Below are 16,012 nucleotides of genomic sequence, written 5' to 3' on the forward strand. Positions count from 1 at the left end.
CCACGCTCGCCCGCCGGTGTGCTAAACAACCGCCACGTTCGCTAGCATGGGAGCCGCCCGCACAGGGCATGCCCCTTTAGCTCAGTTGGTAGAGCTACGGACTTTTAATCCGCAGGTCCTCGGTTCGAGCCCGAGAGGGGGCACACCACTCCCCCCGCCTGGACATTCCGGGCGGGGGATCCCGCTTCCCCGGCACTGGCGGCTAGTCCCGTTCCACCCCGCGCGGCTATCGTCGTACGTGACTGCCCGCTCCAAGGAAAGGTCCCGCCATGGCCGCGCTCGACGATCTGCTCCGCCAGGTCCCCATCAGCCAGATCGCCCGGAAGCTCGGGGTGGATGACTCCACCGCGGAGGGCGTGGTGAAGCAGGCCCTGCCCACGCTGCTCGGCAGGCTCGACCGCAACGCGCAGGACTCGCAGGGCGCGGAGTCCCTGGCGCACGCGCTCGACGGCCGGGACACGACGCTGGCGGACCGCGAGATCAACATCGACGAGGTCGACACGAACGATGGCGAGAAGATCGTCAACAGGATCCTCGGCGAGGACAAGGACACCGCCATCCATGCGCTCGCGGGCAGCTCGGGCGGCGGCGACGAGTCACTGGTGTCGAAGGTGCTGCCGATGATCGCGCCGATCGTCATGGCGTACCTGGCGAAGCAGTACATGGGCAGCAAGGGTGGCCTCGGCGGCATGCTCGGCAGCGTCCTGGGCGGGCAGCAGTCGCAGGGCGGCCTCGGCGGAATGCTCGGTGGGGTGCTCGGCGATGCGCTCGGCGGGGGCAACGACACCAACGATGACAAGAACAAGGGCGGCCTCGGCGGAATGCTCGGCGGGGGCAAGAACTAGCAGATGGTGGCATCCATGACGTCCCGCGCTCCGCTGCGCATCGGCTCGCTCGAGCTCGGCAGCCCGGTGGTGCTCGCCCCGATGGCCGGCATCACCAATGTGGCGTTCCGCACGCTGTGCCGGGAGATCGAGACAGCGCGGGCGGGCTCGACAGCGGGCTTGTACGTGTGCGAGATGGTGACTGCGCGTGCCCTGGTGGAGCGCAACGAGGCCACGATGCACATGACGACGTTCGGCCCGACCGAGACGCCGCGCTCGCTGCAGCTGTACACGGTGGATCCGCGCTACACCTACGAGGCGGCGCGGATGATCGTCGAGGAGGATCTCGCCGATCACATCGACATGAACTTCGGCTGCCCCGTGCCGAAGGTGACCCGCAAGGGCGGCGGCGCGGCGCTGCCGTACAAGCGCAACCTGTTTGGCCAGATCGTTGCTGCGGCGGTGCGGGCGACGGAGGGAACGTCGATCCCGGTGACGGTGAAGTTCCGCATCGGCATCGACGCGGATCACCACACGCACCTCGATGCTGGACGCATCGCGGAGGGCGAGGGCGCGGCGGCAGTGGCGCTGCATGCCCGCACGGCGGCGCAGCGCTACTCGGGCGTCGCTGACTGGGACGAGATCGCTCGCCTCAAGCAGCACGTCACCTCCATCCCGGTGCTCGGCAATGGCGATATCTTCGCGGCGGAGGATGCCGAGCGAATGATGGCGAGCACGGGCTGCGACGGCGTGGTGGTCGGGCGGGGCTGCCTCGGCAGGCCGTGGTTGTTCGCGGAGCTGAGCGCTCGGTTGAACGGCAAGCCGGTGCCAGTACCGCCGCGGCTGGGCGAAGTGGCCGAGATCATGCAGCGGCATGCCGAACTGCTCGTGGACCATCACGGCGAGCACCGGGGCACGCGGGAGATGCGCAAGCACATCGCGTGGTACCTGCGGGGGTTCCCGGCCGGCTCGGACCTACGGTCGGCACTGGCACTGGTGGAGAGCCTCGATCAGTTGAAAACGCTGCTCAGCGAGCTTGAGCCGGAGGTTCCCTTCCCTGCTGCGGCGGAGGGGCCACGGGGGCGGCAAGGGTCGCCGGGGAAGGTGATGCTGCCGGACGGCTGGCTGGAGGATCCCGATGATTGCGCGGTCCCGCAGGGCGCGGACCTGATGCATTCGGGCGGATGACCGTTCTGCAACACTCGCACCATTAGTAACAATTGCCACCATTCCTGGGGGCAGGGATCCGTCGATGATGGCGCGTGCACTGGTGTGCATGCTTACTCTAGTAGGAACGACACTGCCCGCGGACCGGCCCACCATCGCCGGGGTCGTGGCGCGCACCAGGACCCGAGGATGGATGAGTGAGCGAATCGCCTAGCAGCGGCACGCACCGCGCGGCTGGACAGGTCGGCGTGGTCATGCCGCCCTCGCCCGTCGCGCACCGGCATCCCCGCATCCTCATCGCCGCGCGCATCCTGGTCACGCTCGTCTCGCTGAGCGCGCTCGTTCTCACGGGGACCGTGTGGAACTACATCCGCAGCACGAACAACGATCTCACGATCGTCGAGGCGCTCGATATGGGCTCTGATGATGTGCGCAGCATCGACGACCAGGCCGGCGACGAGACCTTCCTCGTGGTGGGAGTCGATAGCCGCGCGGGCATCAACGCGCAGATCGGCGGCACCGGGTGGATGCACGAGGGTGCCCGCTCGGACACGATCATGCTCGTTACCGTCCCCGCTGACCGTCGCCGCGTCGTCGCCGTCTCCTTCCCGCGCGATCTGAACATCACCCGCCCGTCCTGCCAGCGGTTCGACAACGATTCCGCCACCTACTCCGAGGACTACGTCCCCTCGGAACGCAACGTCAAGCTCAACGACGCCTACTACACCGGCGGACCGAAATGCCTGATCAAGGCGGTCCAGCGGATCTCGGGAATGAACATCAACCGCTTCGTGGGCATCGACTTCGCGGGCTTCCAGGACATGGTCGACACCATCGGCGGCGTCGAGGTATGCGTCACCCAGCCGATGTGGGACGACGAGCTCGGGCTCATCATCCCGGAGGCCGGACGACAGGTCATCAACGGGCCCACCGCCCTCGACTACGTGCGCGCCCGCCACGTTCCTGCCGAGGGCACCAACGACTACGGCCGCATGCACCGCCAGCAAGTGTTGTTGTCCTCGCTGCTGCGCGAGGTGCTCTCCAGCCGCGTCCTGCTCGACCCCACCAAGCTCAACAGCTTCATCGAGGCGTTCGTCAGCCACACCTTCGTCGAGAATGTCGACTCGGAGTCACTGCTGATGCTCGCTCGCTCGATGCAGGGCGTCGATGCGGGGCAGGTCACGTTCCTCACCATTCCCACCGCCGGCCCAAACGAGCAGATGAACGAGATCCCCCGCGACCGGGACGTCGATGCGATCTTCGACGCGATCATCTACGACTGGCCGCTCCCCGGCGAGGAGGACCCCGCGCCGAGCAACAACGACAACACCGATGATGCTCCCGCCGCTTCCTCCGGGGATGCGCAGCCCGCCGCCGGGCAGGACGAGCCACGCGATGCGGAGGCGGAATTCCCCAGCCAGGTGAGCGTGCAGGTCTCCAATGGCTCGCGCACCTTCGGCCTCGCGGGGAACGCAGCGAGCGCGCTCGCGGGCTACGGCTTCCAGATCTACAGCGTCGGCGACCACTCGCGCGTGCTCAACCAGACCGTGATCCGCTACTCGGAGGGCAACGAGGCCGAGGCCGCTACCCTCGCTTCCTCCTTCAGCAACGCGGTGCTGCAAGAACGTCGCGGCCTCGGCAGCATCGTCGAGGTCATCCTGGGCACCGACTTCGATGCCTCGATCTCAGCACCGGCAAGCCCGGGAACTATGGTGTCGATCATGGACGACGGTGCCGTGGTGCCGCAGGTGCCGCTTCCCGACGATCTCTCCGTCACCAACGCCGGTGACCTTTCCTGCACCTGAATTCACGCGTCGTTCAACGCGCACGAATGACGATTCCCGCTCGGCAACGTAGGCTAGGGCACCATGCGAGCTGCCTACACCGAGAAGATCGCCGACCTGTCGCTCTCTCTCGCCACGATGTGCCGACAGGCCGATGCGGCGATGGCGTCGGCCACCCAGGCGCTGCTGCAGGCCGATCTTGCGATCGCCGAGAAGGTCATATCCGACCACGATGAGCTCGACGCGATGCGAGCCTCGTGCGAGGAGAAGGCATTCGCGCTGCTCGCCCTCCAGGCACCCGTAGCCGGGGACCTGCGCTCGGTGGTATCCGGCATCCAGGCCGTGAATGATCTCGACCGGATGGGGCGCCTCGCGCTGCACGTCGCGAAGATCACCCGGCGCCGCCACCCCAAGCAGGCCCTCCCCGAGGAGGTCAAGGCCTACTTTGCCGAGATGGGCCGCGTGGCCGCTCACCTCGCCAAGGGCGCGGCGGAGGTGCTCGAGAACCACGATGCCGAGCAGGCCCTGCAGCTGCTCGACGAGGACGATGCGATGGACGACCTGCACCGTCACCTGTTCAGCGTGCTGATGGATCGGGAGTGGAAGCATGGCGTGGCGGCGGCTGTCGATGTCACGCTGCTTGGTCGCTACTACGAGCGGTTCGCCGATCACTCCGTCGAGGTTGCCCGCAAGGTCATCTACCTCGTGACAGGCAAGATCCCGGAGGACTCGGTCTAGCAGGTCCGGCAACCAGCCAGGCCGGGGGCCTGGTCCGCTCTAGACGGTGTAGGCCACGTCGGTGAAGAACCGCTCGAAGCCCAGCTTCTCATAGGTGCGCAGGGCGGCCAGGTTGTCGGACTCGACGTACAGGCTCACCATCGGCAGCCCCTTGTCCTGCAGGTAGCGCATGCCCTCCAGGGTCAGGGCGCGCCCGATTCCACGGCCATGCGCTGCGGGATCGACGCCCACGATGTACACCTCGCCCATCGCCGGTTGATCACCCTCTGCCGCGTGGATCTTCGTCCAGTGGAACCCCAGCAGGCGATCAGCGTTGTCCTGGCAAGCATCGCCCGCGTCAAGAGCGAGGAACAGGCCGCGCGGATCGAACCACGGCAGGCCACGGCGCTCCACCACGTCGCGCACTGACCATCCGCCTTGCTCCGGATGCCACGCGAATGCCGCATTGTTGACCCGCACGATCTCGCGGTCCAGGGTCGCATCCCTAGCGCTGTCGGCATAGCTCATGATCCGCGCGCCCTCGATCGCGACCGGCGCGGGCAAGGGTTTGGATCCCTCGCCGAGGGGACGGCGCATCTGCAGCAGCTCCCGGGTACGCGCGAGCCCCCGGACCTGGGCCAGCGCGCGCGCCGCCGGAAGATCGCCGTGGGACCACACCTGCGCGCCATGCTTGCCGATCGCGCTAGCAGCCCCGAGCAAGACACTGCCCGCTCCCCTGCGCCGCTCCCCCGGATGCACCACGAGCTCGATGTTCGCCGTGCCGTTCTCCCAGCGCACCGTGGCGACGCCGATGATCCTGCCGTCGTCGAGGAGGGCGATGTTGCGTGACACGATCTCCTCCGCGAGCGCCCGCAGGCCCTGCTCGGAGACCGGATCGGCCTGATCGTGGGCCCGCGCCGCACCGAGCACCGCGGCGACGTCGTCCTGGTCGTCACTATCGAGCGGCACGAGCTCCATCGGCGGCACTACCTCACTGGTCCTCGTCGGCTGCTTCGTCCTCCGCGATGCCTGGCTCGTCGCTGGCATCCCTGGCGGCCGGTTCCTGCACTACCTTGCTGGACTTGGTCGGTCGCACGGCCTTGTAGCCCACGTTGCGGACCGTGCCGATCAGCGACTCGTACTCCGCACCGAGCTTGGCGCGCAGCCGCCGCACATGCACATCGACGGTACGGGTGCCGCCGAAGAAGTCGTATCCCCACACCTCCTGGAGCAGCTGCGCGCGGGTGAACACCCGGCCAGCGTTGAGCACCAGGTACTTGAGCAGCTCGAACTCCTTGTAGGTGAGATCGAGCGGCCTGCCCCGCAGGCGCGCGGTGTAGGTGCCCTCATCGATGATCAGATCGCCCAGGGTGACCAGTCCGGTCTCCTCCTCGGGCGCCGCCATCGTGGTGCGGCCCACCAGCAGCCGCAGGCGGGCATCGAGCTCGGCAGGGCCGGTGCCGGGCAGCAGGATGTCCTGGATCCCCCAGTCTGAGCTCACCGCGACCAGTCCGCCCTCATTGAGCACCGCGATCACCGGCACCGAGGCGCCCGTGCTCGCGAGGATCCGGCACAGCCCGCGCGCCGAGGCAAGATCGCTGCGCGCGTCGACCAGCGCCACATCCGCGTTGCTCGTCTCCAGCAACGAGGACACGTCAGCCGCCGCGGGGCGGACCGTATGGGGCAGCAGAGCCAAGGACGGCAGGACCGCTTCCGGGTTTGGATCGGCCGTCAGCAAGAGCAGCTCCACGCCGTCCCCTTTCCTCATCTCCACTGGTAGCCAGCAGCCCAAGGTGCCCTGCCACGAGGCATGAGCATGGCTCGAACCCACACAGACTAACGCGTCAGTCTCACAGTACGGACGTTCTACCGCCCGGTGTCAGTAACAATAAGGGAGTGCGCAAGTTGATCCTAGGTGTCCTCGTCCTTCTCGCCGCTGCCATCATCGCCGAGCTCGGAACCGCAGCATATACCGAGCACAGGATCTCCCGTGCCCTGCGCGATAGTGCTCAGCTCGACTCCGATCCACACGTCATACTGCGGGGATTCCCCGTGCTCCCACAGATCATCTCCGGCCAGTACGACAAGATCGACATCCAGGTCGACCATGTGCCCACCGACTACGCCGGGCGTGTCTCACTGGAGGCAGCCCTGACTGGTGCGCGGATCACCCCGGGCCGCTGGTACCAGCAGCGCATCACCGCGCTCTCCGCCGAGGAGCTCACCGGACGGGTCGTCATGGGCCAGACCGAGCTCGGGCGCCGCTTCGACCTGCCCGACCTGCGGCTGTCCTTCTTCCCCGTCACGTTCATCGACGCGTTCGATGCCGCCACCGAGGAGGTCATCAACAGGTTCCGCCCCGTCATGCTCACCGCCACGCCACCCGGATCGACCGACGGCGAGCCCGTCACCGTCGAAGCACGCCTGCGCCTCGACGGCAACATGCTCACCATCGCGCCCCTGCGCTTCTACAACGGCCCCAACCGCGATCGCGAGATCCCCATCCCCGAGGAACAGCGCGAGCAAGTCCTGCGTTCCTTCGAGATGACCATGACAATCCCCGAGGTGCCCTTCAGCCAGCAGCCCGCCTACGCCTACCCGCAGGGCGGTCGCATCATCGTCGAGGCGATCACCGAGAACGTCACGCTCGACCTCGACCACGACAGGGCCCCCACCACCGCAGGACAGCCATGACCGGAATCCTCATCCTCGGCACCGCCACCGCCATCGCCACCGCTGTGGGCCTGCTCTGGCAGCGCCGCCACGGCAGCGTCATCGCGACCAGCCCCGCGGCACATCCCCGCGAGCCACACCATGAGGGGCTCGCCGAGGCCGGAGTGCTCCCTGGCCACGCCACGATCGTCCACTTCACCGCGGACTGGTGCGGCCCGTGCGCCGCCGTGCGCCGCGTGATCGAGGACACCCTGCCCGAGTTTCCGGACGTTGCCCACATCGAGCTCGACATCGACGCGCACGCGCAGCTCAGCCGGGATCTCAGCATCCTCTCGCTGCCGACGACGCTGCTCTTCGATACCCACGGCCACCAGCGCTTCCGCATCCCCGGGGTGCCCACGCGGGAAGCCCTCGCCGACGCGCTCGTCTCAATAAGTGGACAGGAAAGCTGACAAAACGAGAGAGCGCGGTATGGTGAGAAACGTGCAGACCAACCATGAGCTCATGCTCACCCGACGCCGCACGGTAGACCTGTGCCGCCTCGGTGGTTGTTGTTGTCTCTGTTCCTGAGCTGGAACAGCATGTGACGCGCAAGCGCCGCTGTTCCGCCACGCCCAGACGAATACCCGTCCAGGCCCATCGTTGACCCCGTGCCGCGCGCGGGAACCTCAACACCAGGAGCAGACCCCATGGCACTCACCCAGACCACACCCGGCATCGACGTGCGCGGTCCCCGCTTCGCCGCGTGGATCACCACCGCCGTCCTTGCCATCGTTCTCGCCACCAACTGGTGGCCACTCCTCGCCGCCCAGGCCGTCATCTTCGGCATCGGCGCTACCCGCGGCCCCCGGCACTCCCCCTACGGGATGCTCTACAGCCGCATCGTGGCGCCCCGCCTCGGCCCGGTTACCGAGCGCGAGCCCGCGGCGCCGGTACAGTTCGCCCAGTTCGTTGGGCTCACCTTCGCCGCCGCCGGACTCGTCGCCTACCTCGCTGGCGCCATCCTCGCCGCACAGGTGCTCGTCGGCTTCGCGTTCGCGGCGGCGTTCCTCAACGCGGCCTTCGGCATCTGCCTCGGCTGCCAGATCTACCCCCTCGCGGCTCGCCTCGCCCCCACCGGGCGCGGAACCGCAGCGTAACCATCCGCGCACACCCCTCACGAAAGGAAACCCATGGCTCGCTCCGACGTCCTGGTCACAGCTGACTGGGCCGAGCAGAACCTGAACCAGCCCGGCATCGTGCTCGTCGAGGTCGACGAGGACACCTCCGCCTACGACGGCGGCCACATCGAGGGTGCTGTCAAGATCGACTGGAAGCAGGACCTGCAGGACCCCGTGCGCCGCGACTTCGTCAACCAGGAGCAGTTCAACGCGCTGCTGTCCGCGAAGGGCATCTCCAACGACGACACCGTCGTCCTCTACGGCGGCAACAACAACTGGTTCGCGGCCTACGCCTACTGGTACTTCAAGCTCTACGGCCACCAGGACGTCAAGCTCCTCGACGGCGGCCGCAAGAAGTGGGAGCTCGACGGGCGCCCCCTCGTCACCGAGGTCCCCGACCGCGAGGCCACCGACTACAAGGCCCAGCCGCAGGACGTCACCATCCGTGCGTTCCGCGACGAGGTCATCGCCGCCATCGGTGGCAAGAACCTCATCGACGTCCGCTCGCCCGACGAGTTCTCCGGCAAGATCCTCGCGCCCGCGCACCTCCCCCAGGAGCAGTCGCAGCGCGCCGGCCACATCCCCACCGCCATCAACGTGCCGTGGAGCAAGGCCGCCAACGAGGACGGCACCTTCAAGAGCGACGACGAGCTGCGCGAGCTCTACAAGACCGAGGGCCTCGACGACGGCAAGGACATCATCGCCTACTGCCGCATCGGCGAGCGCTCCAGCCACACCTGGTTCGCGCTCCGCGAGCTCCTCGGCTACGACAATGTCAAGAACTACGACGGCAGCTGGACCGAATACGGCTCACTCGTCGGCGTACCGATCGAACTGGGAGCAGCAAAGTAATGTGCGGAGCACCTGTGCAGGGCCACAACCTGCCCTCCGGCGTTGACGCCGAGAAGGAAACAGTCATCACCGGCAAGGTCGTCAACCAGGACGGCACCGCGGTAGGCGGCGCCTACGTCCGCCTCCTCGACTCCACCGGCGAGTTCACCGCCGAGGTCGTCGCCTCCGGCAGCGGAGACTTCCGCTTCTTCGCCGCCCCCGGCAGCTGGACCGTCCGCGCCCTCTCCAACGCCGGCAACGGCCAGGCCACTGTCGCTCCCGAGAGCAACGGCGTCCATGAGGTGAACATCACCATCGGCGCATAGCAGCACCCGTGCTGGCCCGGGTTCGTCCCTCGTCCAGCGCGCGCTAGCCACCGGCACAGCCATCCACGGATGGACACGTCGGCACCAACGCTGGCCCGTACCGTCACGAACGGTGCGGGCCAGCGTGCTGTTCGCGGGGGCTTGCTGGGGTGCTGGCCGGGTGGCTTGGGTGGCTGGCGGCCGGGGCGCGGGTGGCTAGCTCCGGTGGCTTGGGGCCCCGCCACCTCTCCCAGTGGAAACGTTTCCCGCTTGGAGCGGGAAAAGTTTCCACTGGGAGAGCAGCACAGCACGGCGGGCGCGGCGGGCACGCAATCCTCGTCCAGCCGCCACCCACAACCGGCTGTTGCCACCCTTGCGCTTTCCAGCCACGCAAATATCCGTGGCAGCTCAGCAAGTTCCGTGGCAGCTGCGCGCCAAGCGTGGCAGCTCCGCCGGGATCGAAGCACAAGCCCCAAGCCCTACCACCAGCCCCGTGTGGTCGCGCGCGAGGCGGGCGGATACACTCACACCCGTGGTGGTTTATATCTTTGAGGCACTCCTGGTCCTGTCCAGCCTGCTGATCACATGGTTCTCCGTGTACGTGGTGTATCGCCTCGTCACGGACGAGCAGAAGCAGTGAGCGACGCGCACAATCAGAGCGATGGCGCTGCCGCTCATGAGCCAGCTGATCGAGACGCGGCTGGGTTGAGCGCTGCGGCGCAAGCTGACGGTTCCGGCATGGCGCCGGCGCCGGGCAGTGGCAATGCCGCGGTCGAGGCTGCGGCGGAGCGTGCCCGGGAGACGGCTGCGCGGAATGTGCCGTCACTGGGCGGCTTGCCCCTGCCCGCCGATACCGCGAACCTGCGCGAGGGCGAGAACCTCAACGATGCGTTGCTCGCGCTGATCCCTCTGGTGGGGGTGTGGCGCGGCACTGGCGAGGGCAATCATCCCGAGTCGGGTGATTATCGCTTCGGCCAGGAGATCATCGTCACGCACAATGGCGGCGAGTACCTGGCGTGGGACTCGCGCACCTGGGTGATCGACGATGAGCAGAACTTCGTGGCCCCTGACCTGCGCGAGTCTGGTTTCTGGCGCATGGCGGAGCAGGATGGCGAAGAAGTCATCGAGCTGCTGCTGACCCATACCTCGGGCGTCGTGGAGCTGTATTACGGCGAGCCGTTGTCGCAGTCGTCGTGGCAGCTCGCCACTGATGTGGTGATCCGTTCGCAGTCAGCGGCCTTGATGGGCGGCGCGAAGCGCCTGTACGGCATCGTCGAGGGTGGCGATCTCGCGTACGTGGAGGAGCGCATCAATCCCGATGGCGAGCTGGTGCCACGCTTGTCGGCACGCTTGCAGCGGTACGTCGGCTAGAGCGCGCCCCCGCCGCGAGCAGCTAGCCGCGCCCGATGTAGGGCATGGCCGTCGCCATGAGTGTCATGAACTGCACGTTCGCGTTCAAGGGCAGGTCGGCCATGTGGCGGACTGCCTCGGCAACATGGCGGGCGTCGAAGGTCGGTTCCTGCTTGATGGTGCCGTCGGCCTGGCGAGCCCCCGCCGCGAACCCGTGAGTCATGTCGGTGGCGGCGTTGCCGATGTCGATCTGCCCGCACGCGATGCCGTCGGGGCGCCCATCGAGCGAGATCGATTTCGTGAGCCCCGTGATGGCGTGCTTGGTGGTTGCATAGGCGGCTGTACCGGGACGCGGCACGTGCGCGGAGATCGAGCCGTTGTTGATGATGCGTCCGCCCCGGGGCTGCTGCTGCTTCATGGCCCGCATGGCCTCTGCCGCGCACAGGAAGTAGCCGGTGATGTTGGTGGTGAGGGTTGCCGTCCAGTCCTCCACGGCGATCTCGTCGAGCGCGCCCACCGGCCCGAACGTTCCCGCGTTGTTGACGAGCACATCCACCCTCCCCCAGGCATCGAGCACCGCGGCGAACAGGGCGCGCACCGATGCGGGGTCCGTGACATCGGCGGGGACGACGAGCGCGCCGGAATGGTCGTTGGCGGTCTCGCGGAGGGGCGTGGCATTGCGCCCGGCGAGAGCGACGCGGTAGCCGTGGTCGAGCAGCTCGCGGGCGATGGCACGGCCGAGTCCGCTACCGGCTCCGGTGACGACCGCTACTGCGGGGATAGCTGCGTCGGGGGTTGCCACGGTGGGGGCTCCTTTAGGATCAACGTCAATGAGTGCGCATTCCTATACTGTCAACTGCTCGATCCTGCTGACGCATCTGCCCCTGCTCGAGCGCCCGGCGGCGGCGCGGCGGGCAGGATTCAGCGCGGTGGAGTTCTGGTGGCCGTTCGATTCCCCATGCCCACCGGACCGGGACGTCGATGCCTTCGTCAGCGCCATCCGCGATGCGGGCGTGCGGTTGTCCACACTGAACTTCGCGGCGGGCGATCTCGCAGCGGGCGAGCGGGGGCTGCTGTCGGATCCGTTCCACAGCCGGGAGTTCCTCGATAACGTCGACGTCGTCGTTGGCATCGGCGAGCAACTCGGCGCAACGGGATTCAATGCGTTGCCGGGCAATCGCAAGGACGGCCTCTCTCCGGGCGAGCAGGACGAGCTGGCGGTGGAGAACCTCGGGCTCGCGGCGCGCGCGGCGGAGCGAATAGGCGCGACAGTGCTGGTGGAGCCACTCAGCGGCGCGCCCCGCTACCCGATCCACACCCCCGGTGAAGCAGTCACGCTGATCGACCGCGTCGAGGATACGTGGGGGATCCGGCCTGGGCTCCTTGCCGACCTCTACCACTGGGCGGTCAACGGGGTGGAGATCGAATCGGCGATCGAGCGGCATCGGGCTGACATCCGGCACGTGCAGATCGCCGATGCCCCGGGGCGTGGCGCGCCGGGCACAGGGTCGATACCGTTGCGTGAGCACGTGGAGGATCTGCGAGCAGGCGGCTACGACGGCTGGGTGTCGCTGGAGTACCTCCCTGGCGATGCGACTGGCAAGGGGCAGGATTTTGCCTGGATGAGCGAGTGGAGATGAACATGGGATGCCCGTGCGGCAGCGGCAAGGACCTCGAGGGGTGCTGCGGCGCGCTGCTGAGCGGCGAGCGAAAGGCCGGCACCGCCGAGGCGTTGATGCGATCGCGGTACACGGCTTTCGTGCTGGACGACGTGGCCTACCTGCAGCGGACTTGGCATCCCACGACGCGGCCGCGACGCCTGGAACTCGACCCTAGCCAGGAATGGCTCGGGCTGCGCATTCTCGGTACCCAGCGCGGCAGCCTGCTCGATTCGACCGGCACCGTGGAGTTCATCGCGGACTATCGCATCGCCGGCAGGCGTGATTCCCTCCATGAGCGGAGCCGGTTCACCCGCGAGAAGGGTCAATGGTTGTACGTCGATGGGGATTTCCCGGGCGAGGAGTAGGGGCGGCGGCCCGGCCGCCCACAAATGCGATGGAAACCGCCAAACGCGATAGAAGCTGACCTGGGTTTTCCGCAGCTTCTATCGCGTTTGCAGTGGTGGCGGGAGGGGGCTACTCGCGGATCGTCATGCGCGAGACCTGCGCTCCGGATATATCGAAGATGAACGTGCTTGGCCCGTTGTATCCATTGCCGCCGACGATCGTCGTGACCGTCGCGGAGTCGCCTGCCACGGCGGAGTGGGTCACGTCGAGCGTGATCTGCTTGCCGATGTATTCACGATCGCTCCACTCCTTGATCGCTTGCCGGCCGTGGAACTCGCGGCCCCAGTCGTCCACGACGCCATCGTCGGAAAAGCTCCCGAGGAAACCTTCGACATCGCCAGAGTTGGTCGCGGCGATCAGTTGCTGGACTGCTGCGGGCAGTTTGCTGGTCATCGTTCCTCCATCAAGATCTAGCGGGTGGTGTATCCGCCGTTGGCGAAGATCGTCTGGCCGGTGATCCAGTGGCCCCCGTCGACGAGGAACTCGACAATGGGGGCGATGTCCTCGATGCGCGTCAGGCGATTGCCCATGGCCTGGGACTTGTGGAAGGAAACACGCTCGGGCGTCTCCTGCCCGTAGAAGAAGGGCGTGTCCATGGGCCCCGGGGCGATGTTGTTCACGGAGATGCCTCGACCGGCGAACTCCTTCGCGGCGGCGCGGGCGAAGTGCTCGACGGGGGACTTCCCGCCAGCGTAAGTGGAGTAACCATCCGTGAATGCTGCGAGGAGGGCGGTCAGGATGGTGACGACGCTGCCGTCGTCGTTGAGCCGGCGACCAGCTTGCTTGATGAAGAAGTAGGCAGACTTGGCGTTGATGTCGAACATCGAGTCGTATTCATCCTCGCTGGTCTCGACGATGGGCTTGCGCAGTACTTTGCCCACCGTGTTGATCGCGATGTCGACGCCGCCAAAGGCGCTTTCGGCGGCGTCGAAGAGTTCCGCGATGCTCGCGGGCCGGGTCAGGTCCGCCTGGAACTTGAATGCCTTGACGCCCGCGGCCTGTGCTGCGGCCACGGTCTGGTCTGCATCGGCCTCGGTGCTGTCGCTGTTGTAGTGGACCGCCACGTTGACGCCCCGGTGCGCGAGCGTCGTGCTGATCAGGCCTCCGAGGTTCTTGGCTCCGGCCGCGATGACCGCCGACTTGCCTTCCAATGTGTTCATGCCACTGCTCCTGCTCGATTGGCTGATTGCGTACTCCACGCTAGGAGCAGCTACCACAAATAAGAAACAGTTCTTTGGGGTAGATTGACACTCTATGGTTGTTAATCGCCAGCCTCTGGACCTGCGCCGCCTGCAGCAGTTCCTCGCGGTCGCGGACGCGGCCGGATTCACGCGCGCGGCCCAGGAGCTCCACCTGAGCCAGCAGGCCCTGAGCAGTTCCATTGCCCGGCTCGAAGCAGAGCTAGGAGTCGCGCTCTTCGATCGCACGACTCGCCAGGTCCAGCTCACCAAGGCCGGCCGGGCACTGTACGACGGTGCGGAAGTCCTGCTCGCGGCCGCCGATCACCTCGTGCGGCAGGCCCGCGACGCTCCGGCCCCATCACTCCGGCCGTTCGTCATCGGGCACACCCCGGCCGTCACCCCTGCTGAAGTCCATGGCCTGCTCGAGCCGGTCCTGGCCGCGCTACCAGAACTGCCGATCACCGTGACCCAGATGTACCCGGGATCGTTCCACCAGGCGCTTCTCGAAGGCCGGATCGATGCAGCGCTGCGACGCGGCGTCGCCGTCCCCCAAAACCTCGCCGCCGCCACCATCGCCTACACCCCAGCGCGGATCGCCGTCCGGGCCACCCACCGCCTCGCTGCCTGCCGATCGATCGCCGTAAGCGACCTGCGCGGCGAGCGCATCATCGTCTGGGGGCCGCCCGGAGCGTCCTTCTACACCGACTTCATCCTCAGCACCTGCCGACGAGCCGGGTTCGAGCCGACGATCACCGTCAACCGGGTGCAAGGCACGCCTCCGGCATCGGCCGTCCTGGACAACGAGGGAATCGCGTTCGTCACCGACCCACCCGGGCCCGTGATGGACGACCAAGCAATCGTCATCGACCTGGCGGACCCGCCCCTCGTTCCTGTCCAGATGCTGTGGCTACCGAACACGGTGTCGGCAGCGCGCGATCTACTGGTCACACAATCGCAGGGTCAGTGAACCCGCTGGCTCGGCCGCTATCGCGCTTGCGGTGGCGGGTCGATCAGGCCGAGAGACGCCGCGTGGAAGATCAGGCCTGCTGTGTCATCCACGGCGAAAGTGGCCCGCAACCGGTCGCGGGCGCGAAGCACGGTGCGATCGGCCATTCCCAGGGATTCCGCGACACGGGCCACCGGCACGCCCGAGCACAGCTGGTTCAGGATCACGAGCAGCGGGGACCGCGGGAACCGGGCGAACTCGCCGTTCAGCACTTCTGGGCCAAGTGGCGCATTGTCGGCGTAGAACCGCAGCTCCGCCTCGGCCGAGTGCACCAGCGCGAGACGGCCGCCGTCGATCACCACGCCCCTGCCTGGAAGCTCGGAGACAGTTCGCACCGGGATTCCGCGTGCTTCGAGAGTCTCGATGTAGGGCTTCCACTCCGGGGCGGAGGTGAACCGCGAATCGCGGACGACCCGGATCGACACGCCCCGGTGCGACAGGTACGCGAGGGTGTGGTGCAGGAAGCTCGCTGTGTCCGCGATGGGATAGGTGTGCAGCAACGTGACGTCGCGGTTCGCCTTGATCAGGATTTCCTCGACCATCGCGGAGAACGTGTCGATCGACGTCGGCACCGCGGCCTGCACCCGCGTGCAGCGCCACGCGTCGATCAGTTCGCGCAGGCCGGCAAAGCCGCCGATCGCGTCGAGCCCTGGAATTATCGTGGTGGCAGGACGCGCATGCAGCGCCTGGATCACTGAGCCAGCCGCCCATAGAACGGGGTGGACGAGCCGATACGCGCCCTCGTTGTCGCGGGAACGGCGCACGAGCCCAACGGCTTTGAGCCGCTCCACCGCAGCCTGTGCCTCGTCGTGCGCCAGCCCGGTCGCGGCGGTGATCCTAGCGGGAGCGGCATGCACACAACTAGCCAGAGCCACGCAGGCCCGGTAGTCATCGTTCATTGTGCGGTGGGCCTCTCGCCGGGGGCATGGTTGCTCTTGTCGCGACCTC

19 protein-coding genes and 1 tRNA gene are annotated in these 16,012 nt (G+C 67.2%); 14 read left to right on the forward strand and 6 right to left on the reverse strand.

From position 1 onward, the window contains the following. The first annotated feature begins 70 nt into the window (after positions 1-70). The 5 genes from FXO18_RS13380 to phoU all read left to right on the forward strand — a co-directional run bounded on the left by FXO18_RS13380 (position 71) and on the right by phoU (position 4,513). Positions 71-143, forward strand: a tRNA-Lys gene (locus tag FXO18_RS13380). 126 nt (positions 144-269) lie between these two features. After that, on the forward strand, positions 270-845 hold the full coding sequence (locus FXO18_RS13385; RefSeq protein ID WP_149361610.1) for a DUF937 domain-containing protein: 576 nt from the start codon (positions 270-272) through the stop codon (positions 843-845). A 15-nt stretch (positions 846-860) separates the two neighbouring features. Then, complete coding sequence (dusB, locus tag FXO18_RS13390) at positions 861-2,012, forward strand: tRNA dihydrouridine synthase DusB (RefSeq protein WP_149361611.1); 1,152 nt, start codon at positions 861-863, stop codon at positions 2,010-2,012. Positions 2,013-2,188: 176 nt separating this feature from the next. Continuing rightward, positions 2,189-3,796, forward strand: a complete 1,608-nt coding sequence (locus FXO18_RS13395) for an LCP family protein (protein ID WP_149361612.1) — start codon at positions 2,189-2,191, stop codon at positions 3,794-3,796. Positions 3,797-3,859: 63 nt separating this feature from the next. After that, the gene (gene phoU, locus FXO18_RS13400) at positions 3,860-4,513 is read left to right on the forward strand and encodes a phosphate signaling complex protein PhoU (protein ID WP_149361613.1); all 654 of its coding nucleotides are present in this window, start codon (positions 3,860-3,862) and stop codon (positions 4,511-4,513) included. A gap of 39 nt (positions 4,514-4,552) precedes the next feature. Here phoU and mshD read toward each other — a convergent pair whose 3' ends face one another. Further along, a complete protein-coding gene (mshD, locus tag FXO18_RS13405; RefSeq protein WP_149361614.1) occupies positions 4,553-5,470 on the reverse strand; it encodes a mycothiol synthase in 918 nt (305 codons plus the stop codon). A gap of 13 nt (positions 5,471-5,483) precedes the next feature. After that, a complete protein-coding gene (locus FXO18_RS13410; protein ID WP_149361615.1) occupies positions 5,484-6,242 on the reverse strand; it encodes a winged helix-turn-helix transcriptional regulator in 759 nt (252 codons plus the stop codon). A 146-nt stretch (positions 6,243-6,388) separates the two neighbouring features. On the opposite strand from FXO18_RS13410, the gene FXO18_RS13415 reads away from it, so the two are divergent. The 6 genes from FXO18_RS13415 (at position 6,389) to FXO18_RS13440 (ending at position 10,832) form a co-directional block, all read left to right on the forward strand. Then, positions 6,389-7,186 carry an LmeA family phospholipid-binding protein gene (locus FXO18_RS13415; protein WP_187774363.1) on the forward strand — a complete coding sequence of 266 codons (798 nt, stop codon included), beginning with the start codon at positions 6,389-6,391 and terminating at the stop codon, positions 7,184-7,186. After that, entirely contained in the window at positions 7,183-7,617 is a 435-nt protein-coding gene (locus FXO18_RS13420) for a thioredoxin family protein (RefSeq protein WP_149361617.1), read from the forward strand. Before FXO18_RS13415 ends, FXO18_RS13420 begins: the two co-directional genes overlap by 4 nt. 237 nt (positions 7,618-7,854) lie before the next feature. Continuing rightward, positions 7,855-8,304, forward strand: coding sequence for a DUF4395 domain-containing protein (locus tag FXO18_RS13425; protein WP_149361618.1), 450 nt, complete (start codon positions 7,855-7,857; stop codon positions 8,302-8,304). A 33-nt stretch (positions 8,305-8,337) separates the two neighbouring features. After that, positions 8,338-9,177, forward strand: coding sequence for a sulfurtransferase (locus FXO18_RS13430; RefSeq protein WP_149361619.1), 840 nt, complete (start codon positions 8,338-8,340; stop codon positions 9,175-9,177). Further along, a complete protein-coding gene (locus FXO18_RS13435) occupies positions 9,177-9,482 on the forward strand; it encodes a DUF1416 domain-containing protein (protein ID WP_149361620.1) in 306 nt (101 codons plus the stop codon). Before FXO18_RS13430 ends, FXO18_RS13435 begins: the two co-directional genes overlap by 1 nt. Positions 9,483-10,199: 717 nt before the next feature. Continuing rightward, positions 10,200-10,832 carry an FABP family protein gene (locus FXO18_RS13440; RefSeq protein WP_149361621.1) on the forward strand — a complete coding sequence of 211 codons (633 nt, stop codon included), beginning with the start codon at positions 10,200-10,202 and terminating at the stop codon, positions 10,830-10,832. 22 nt (positions 10,833-10,854) lie between these two features. Here the strand turns inward: FXO18_RS13440 and FXO18_RS13445 are convergent, their stop codons facing one another. Then, a complete protein-coding gene (locus FXO18_RS13445; protein ID WP_235900656.1) occupies positions 10,855-11,613 on the reverse strand; it encodes an SDR family oxidoreductase in 759 nt (252 codons plus the stop codon). A gap of 28 nt (positions 11,614-11,641) precedes the next feature. Between FXO18_RS13445 and FXO18_RS13450 the strand changes: the two genes are divergently transcribed. Together FXO18_RS13450 and FXO18_RS13455 are read left to right on the forward strand one after the other, a co-directional pair. Beyond that, the gene (locus tag FXO18_RS13450; RefSeq protein WP_149361622.1) at positions 11,642-12,451 is read left to right on the forward strand and encodes a hydroxypyruvate isomerase family protein; all 810 of its coding nucleotides are present in this window, start codon (positions 11,642-11,644) and stop codon (positions 12,449-12,451) included. Continuing rightward, positions 12,448-12,837 carry a YchJ family protein gene (locus FXO18_RS13455; RefSeq protein WP_223114765.1) on the forward strand — a complete coding sequence of 130 codons (390 nt, stop codon included), beginning with the start codon at positions 12,448-12,450 and terminating at the stop codon, positions 12,835-12,837. Before FXO18_RS13450 ends, FXO18_RS13455 begins: the two co-directional genes overlap by 4 nt. Positions 12,838-12,946: 109 nt before the next feature. Here the strand turns inward: FXO18_RS13455 and FXO18_RS13460 are convergent, their stop codons facing one another. Beyond that, a complete protein-coding gene (locus FXO18_RS13460) occupies positions 12,947-13,270 on the reverse strand; it encodes a nuclear transport factor 2 family protein (RefSeq protein ID WP_149361623.1) in 324 nt (107 codons plus the stop codon). A 17-nt stretch (positions 13,271-13,287) separates the two neighbouring features. After that, positions 13,288-14,037 (reverse strand): SDR family oxidoreductase, encoded by a 750-nt coding sequence (locus tag FXO18_RS13465; RefSeq protein ID WP_149361624.1) that lies wholly within the window; start codon positions 14,035-14,037, stop codon positions 13,288-13,290. A gap of 94 nt (positions 14,038-14,131) precedes the next feature. Here FXO18_RS13465 and FXO18_RS13470 point away from each other — a divergent pair, with 94 nt between their 5' ends. Then, positions 14,132-15,025, forward strand: coding sequence for a LysR family transcriptional regulator (locus FXO18_RS13470; RefSeq protein ID WP_149361625.1), 894 nt, complete (start codon positions 14,132-14,134; stop codon positions 15,023-15,025). A 17-nt stretch (positions 15,026-15,042) separates the two neighbouring features. On the opposite strand, the gene FXO18_RS13475 is transcribed toward FXO18_RS13470, so the two are convergent. Then, positions 15,043-15,963, reverse strand: a complete 921-nt coding sequence (locus tag FXO18_RS13475) for a hypothetical protein (protein WP_149361626.1) — start codon at positions 15,961-15,963, stop codon at positions 15,043-15,045. Between the last annotated feature and the right edge of the window lie 49 nt (positions 15,964-16,012).

The organism is Lolliginicoccus suaedae (genome assembly GCF_008312885.1).
In the GTDB taxonomy this organism is placed as follows: domain Bacteria; phylum Actinomycetota; class Actinomycetes; order Mycobacteriales; family Mycobacteriaceae; genus Lolliginicoccus; species Lolliginicoccus suaedae.